Here is a 5,648-nt window from a genome sequence, read left to right on the forward strand (position 1 = left end):
CCACCCCAGTCCACGGTACCCTTCGGGCTGGGGTTGCGGGCCGCCGCCGGATCGTCGAGCACGGCGCCGATCAGGCTGAAACGCTTGCCGGCATCCCTCGGTCGGCGGGGCAGGTCGCCGATCTGGTTGCTGATCGCGGTCGCAACGGTCTCGGGCCGCAGCAGCCCCGGGGTGCCGTTGTAGACCTCGATCATCGCCATGACGTCGGCGGCGGTCCCCGCCATGCCCGAGCCACCGCACTGCGCGACCGCCGGATTGAAGATCCGGCTCGGCGAGAACCAGGTGGTTCCGCCCTGGTCATCGATGACCGGATAGGGATCGGACATCAGCACCGGCGGCCGCCCATCGGCATAAGGCACGGCGAGACGGCTCGGGTCGGTCACCCAGAAATGCGTGTCCACCATCTTCAGCGGCCCGGTGACGTGCTTGGCCAGCGCGTCCTCGACGCTCGAGCCGTTGATCGCGGCGAGGATCGCGCCGAGCACGTCGATGCCGCTGCCATACTCCCAGCCCTTGCCCGGGGCGAAGGCAAGCGGCACCTTGGCGATGCGGCGCAGCGTCTCCTCTAGCGGCAGCACCACGCCGGCCATGCCGACAGAGGCGTCGGGCGGCACCCGCCCATAGGCAAGGCCCGATGAGTGGCTGAGCAACTGCCGGATGGTGATCGTCGCGACGCTGCCGTCGGGCGACACAGGGGTGAACCACGGCAGGAACTTGCTCGAAGGGTCGTCGAGGCCGATCACGCCGAGGTCGACGAGTCGCAGGATCGCGGTCGCCACGATCGGCTTGGTCACCGACGCCAGCCGGAAGATCGCGTCCACCTGCATCGGTCGCCCGGCCTCGCGGTCGGCAAGGCCGGCGGCGCGGGCATAGACCTGCTTTCCGTTCTGGTTGATCAGTACCACGCAGCCGACAATGCGCTGCACCAGTGCCGCCTCGATGGCGGCGTCGACACGTTCCGCGAGACCCATGACTCTCCCCTTTTGGTCGACGAGGTTAGGGTGCAGGGCGTTGAATTTCAATCAGCTTCGCCACGCGGCCCGTCGTTTCTTCCCCCGTCTGCGTCAGGCCGGCCCGCCGTAGACAGCGGCGCGCAGGTCGTCTCGCAGCCGCCCGTCGGAGCCTTCGAGCCCGGTATTGGTCATGCACACGACACTGAACTCGCGAACCGGATCGATGAACCAGTGGTGCCCGTAGATCCCGCCCCAGCGATTGGTGCCGGGGCTCTGCTGCACCCGCGCCGCGGCGGCATCGGCAAGCAAGGCCCCGATCAGGCTGAACTGCCAGCCCGGTCCGGCCGCGTTCTCGAGTTGCGGCGTCTGGTTCGACAGCGCGAGCGCCGTCGTCTCGGGGCGCAGCACCGGCCCGCCGCCGTCGCGCAGCGCTTCGAGCAGGCGCAGGATGTCCGGTCCGCTGCCGGTGGCGCCGCCACCGCCGGACTGGAAGGCGAGCGGGTCGAACATGCGCTCTGGATCGTACGTGGTCGTTCCGCCCCAGTAATTCGGGATCGTGTGCGGATGGCCCATGCGCTCGGGGCCGTTCGGTCCGTCCGCATAGGCGACGGCCAGTCTGCTGCGCTCCGGTACGGCAAAGCCCGTATCGGCCATCCCGAGCGGCCCGGTGACCAGGCGGCGCAAGGCGTCGTCGAGCCGGCCGTTCGCCAGCCGGCCGGCAATGTGGCCGAGCACGTCGATCGACGGACCGTAGGCCCATCCCGTGCCGGGGGCGAACGACAGCGGCAGTTCGCCGAGACGGCGGATGATCTCGTCGTCGCCGAGGCGCCAGCGGTTGACGCCGGCAGCCTGCTCGTCGGCGCTGAGGATGCTGGCGACCGACAGTCCGGAGGTATGCGTCAGCAGGTGCCGGATGGTGATCCTGGGTTCGCTTCCGTCCGCCAGGCGTGGACGAAACCGGGGCAGGTAGACGGTGACCGGGTCGTCGAGGCCCATCTCACCGGCATCGACCATCGCGAGGATGGCGGTCGCGACGATCGGCTTGGTCACCGAGGACAGCCGGAAGATCGTGTCGATCGCCATCGGCCGTCCCGCCTCGCGGTCCGCCAGTCCCGCGGCCCGGGCATAGACCGGCGCGCCACCTTGATTGACCAGCACCACGCAGCCGACGATTCGATTGACCAGGGCGGCATCGATCGCCGCGTCGATGCGTCCTTCGAGGCTCATCCGCTGTTCTCCGATGTTCGACCAGGGTAGGGCGCGCCGAGCCGCACCTCAACCGCCTCTGCGGTTGGCCTCAGCTGGCAACCGCAAAGCTCGTCCCGCAGCCGCAGGACGCCACGGCGTTGGGGTTCTTGATCTGGAAGCTCTGCCCGATCAGGTCGTCGACATAGTCGATCTCGGCTCCGCCCATGAACTCGAGGCTGAGCGAATCGATCAGCACCGTGGCGTCGCCTTTGGCGAGCACCAGGTCGTCATTGGCCGGGCTTTCCTTGACCAGCTTGTATTCGTACTGGAAGCCCGAGCAGCCACCGCCGGCCACCACGATTCGCAGCACCGTGCCTTCACTCTGCTTGGACAGTATGCGGCCGATGCGCTTGGCGGCCCGATCTGTCAAAACGACATCGTGGGATGCTACAGCAGCGTCGGACATGGCAGACCTCACCGGCGCCCCGTCGGCGCCACGGAGCTAAACTAGTATCGTCGACTGCCGATGAAAAGGTCTTCCCCGCATGACTGACCGCGCCCCCTATGCATCCGACCCCGCGCAAAGCCGCGGTCGGCTGTTCGATGCCGGCGCCAGTCCCACGCGATCGGAGTTTCAGCGCGATCGGGACCGGATCATCCACTCCACCGCCTTTCGTCGGCTGCAGCACAAGACGCAGGTCTTTCTGCACCACGAAGGGCAGCACTATCGGACCCGGCTGACCCACACGCTCGAGGTGAGCCAGATGGCCCGTTCGCTGGCGCGCGCGCTTCGCCTCGACGAGGACCTGGCCGAGGCCGTCGCGCTTGCCCATGATCTCGGCCACACGCCCTTCGGCCATGCCGGCGAGCGGGTGCTCAACGACAAGCTCGCTCGCTGGGGCGGCTTTGATCACAACATGCAGGCCATCCGCGTCGTCACCCGGCTCGAGAACCGCTACGCCGAGCATGATGGGCTGAACCTCAGCTGGGAGACGCTCGAGGGCATCCTGAAGCACAACGGACCGCTCGTCGATGCGGCCGGCCGCCCGGTCGGCCGCTACGTCGGGGAGGGATTGCCCTTCGGCATCGACGACATCCCGGCGCGCGCAGACCTACTGCTCGCTACCCACGCCAGCCTCGAGGCGCAGTGCGCGGCCATCGCCGATGACGTTGCCTACAACGCCCACGACATCGACGACGCGTTGCGCGCCGGCCTGCTGCAACTTCCCGAGCTTGCCGAGGTGCCGCTCGTCGGCCCCCTGGTCGCCGAAGTCCTGGCGCGCTGGCCCGACATCGAGCCCAACCGCCAGGCGCACGAGGTGCAGCGCCGGCTCATCACGCGCATGATCGAGGATGTGATCGCCGAAAGCTCGCGCCTTGTTGCCGAGGCGTGGCCCGCCGACGCCGACGCCGTGCGCCATGCCGGCATGACGCTGGTTCGCTTTTCGCCGGGCATCGAGGCCGGAGAACAGGCGCTGAAGCGCTTCCTCTTCCAGCGCGTCTACCGCAGCGAGGCCGTCATGGCACCGGTGCGCCGCAGCCAGGCCGTCGTCGCCGATCTGTTCGAGCACTTCATGGCCGAGGCCGACCTGCCGGGCAAATGGGGTGAGGCGGCCAGGGCAGCGCTCGATCCGGGCCGGCGTGCGCGCATTGTCGCCGATTTCATTGCCGGCATGACCGATCCCTACGCGCTCGAGCAGCATGCCAGGCGGTTTGACGGTGGCGGCCAGTTGCGGTAGGGCCCTGCCAGGCCGCTCAGCGCCCTCATGGATCGGCATTCACCATGACGGCGGGAAGGCCCGGCGCTTCCCGGCCGCCTCTCCCGGGATCATCGCAGGCCTCATCCTGATTGGGCGAGACCAGGGCGCGTTGCCCGAGAAGGACTTGTCATGAACGTCTTCGCCATCTTCGCCACCCGTGTCTCCGACGCCTTGCGGACCCTCTATCCCGACGTCGGTGAGGCCGCGCTTGCCCGCATCGTGGTGGAGCCGCCGCGAGACGCAGGGCATGGGGACCTCTCGACCAACGCAGCGATGCTGGTGGCCAAGCCCCTCGGCAGGAACCCGCGCGAAGTGGCCATGGCGCTGGTCGAGCACTTCCGGGCGGACGCGGATGTCGCCACCGTCGACGTCGCGGGTCCGGGCTTTGTCAATTTCCGGCTGGCGACGCCGATCTGGCACGCTGCGCTCGGGGCGGTGGCCGGGCAGGGGGCCGACTACGGGCGTTCCGCTGTCGGCAATGGCGAGCGGGTCAACGTCGAGTACGTCTCGGCCAACCCGACCGGGCCGATGCACGTGGGTCATACGCGCGGCGCGGTGTTCGGCGACGCGCTCGCCTCGCTCATGGCCTATTCCGGCTACGACGTGACGCGCGAGTACTACATCAACGACGCCGGCAGCCAGATCGACACGCTCGCCCGCTCGACCCTGCTGCGCTATCGCGAGGCGCTCGGCGAGACGATCGAGATTCCCCCCGGCCTCTATCCGGGCGATTACCTCGTGCCGGTCGGTGCCGCGCTTGCCGCCGAGTTCGGCGAGGCGCTCCGGACCATGCCCGAGGCCGAGGCCCTGCCGCTCGTCAAGGACCGGGTGCTTGACGCCATGATGGCCCTGATCCGCTCCGATCTCGCCAAGCTCAACATCCATCACGACGTGTTTTTCTCCGAGCGGCAGTTGCATGGCCCGGGTGGCGACATCGAGAGCACGCTGAACTGGCTGCGCGCGGAGGGCATGATCTACGAGGGCCGGCTCGAGCCGCCCAAGGGCAAGGCGCCCGACGAATGGGAGGATCGCGAGCAGACCCTGTTCCGTGCCACCCAGTACGGCGACGACATCGATCGCCCGCTCGTCAAGTCGAACGGCCAGTACACCTATTTCGCCGCCGACATCGCCTATCACCGCAACAAGTACCTGCGCGGTTTCAACCACATGGTCAACGTGCTGGGCGCCGACCATTCGGGCTACGTCAAGCGGCTCGAGGCGGCGGTCAAGGCCATCTCGCATGGCGAGGCCGAGATCGACGTGCGCATCTGCCAGTTGGTGCGGCTGATGAAGAACGGCGAACCGTTCAAGATGAGCAAGCGTTCCGGCGACCTCGTCACGCTCGCCGACGTGGTCGAGGAGGTAGGTTCGGACGCCGTTCGCTTCATGCTGCTCTATCGGCGGAACGACGCGGCGATGGATTTCGATTTCGCCGTGGTCAAGGAGCAGACGCGCGACAATCCTGTCTTTTACGTGCAGTACGCGCACGCCCGCACCTACTCGATCTTTCGCAAGGTGGCCGAGGAGATGCCCGCCCTCGATGTCTCGGCTGCGGCCCTTGCCGGAGCTGACCTGTCCCGCCTCGCGAGCGAGGCGGATCTCGAGCTGATCCGCAGCCTCGGGCAATGGCCGCGCATCGTCGCCTCCGCCGCCGGCGCGCACGAGCCGCATCGCGTCGCCTTCTATCTCTACGAGCTCGCGGCCGCCTTCCACGGCTTCTGGGCCAAGGGCAATCAGGACGTTGCCT

The 5,648-nt window shown here is 68.1% G+C and carries 5 protein-coding genes; 2 read left to right on the forward strand and 3 right to left on the reverse strand.

Annotated features, from left to right (window positions below; translation table 11 throughout):
- The 3 genes from ACE3TU_RS18270 to ACE3TU_RS18280 form a co-directional block, all read right to left on the reverse strand.
- A partial coding sequence (locus tag ACE3TU_RS18270) for a serine hydrolase domain-containing protein (RefSeq protein ID WP_374626807.1) occupies window positions 1-971 on the reverse strand: 971 nt, incomplete at its 3' end.
- A 93-nt stretch (window positions 972-1,064) separates the two neighbouring features.
- On the reverse strand, window positions 1,065-2,180 hold the full coding sequence (locus ACE3TU_RS18275; RefSeq protein WP_374626809.1) for a serine hydrolase domain-containing protein: 1,116 nt from the start codon (window positions 2,178-2,180) through the stop codon (window positions 1,065-1,067).
- A gap of 70 nt (window positions 2,181-2,250) precedes the next feature.
- Window positions 2,251-2,607, reverse strand: coding sequence for a HesB/IscA family protein (locus ACE3TU_RS18280; RefSeq protein ID WP_374626811.1), 357 nt, complete (start codon window positions 2,605-2,607; stop codon window positions 2,251-2,253).
- Between the two features lie 79 nt (window positions 2,608-2,686).
- Here ACE3TU_RS18280 and ACE3TU_RS18285 point away from each other — a divergent pair, with 79 nt between their 5' ends.
- Together ACE3TU_RS18285 and argS are read left to right on the forward strand one after the other, a co-directional pair.
- On the forward strand, window positions 2,687-3,880 hold the full coding sequence (locus ACE3TU_RS18285; RefSeq protein WP_374626813.1) for a deoxyguanosinetriphosphate triphosphohydrolase: 1,194 nt from the start codon (window positions 2,687-2,689) through the stop codon (window positions 3,878-3,880).
- A 150-nt stretch (window positions 3,881-4,030) separates the two neighbouring features.
- Window positions 4,031-5,648 (forward strand): arginine--tRNA ligase (gene argS / locus ACE3TU_RS18290; protein ID WP_374626815.1); only part of this gene is annotated, 1,618 nt, incomplete at its 3' end.

It is taken from the genome of Devosia sp., from assembly GCF_041917035.1.
Lineage (GTDB): Bacteria > Pseudomonadota > Alphaproteobacteria > Rhizobiales > Devosiaceae > Devosia_A.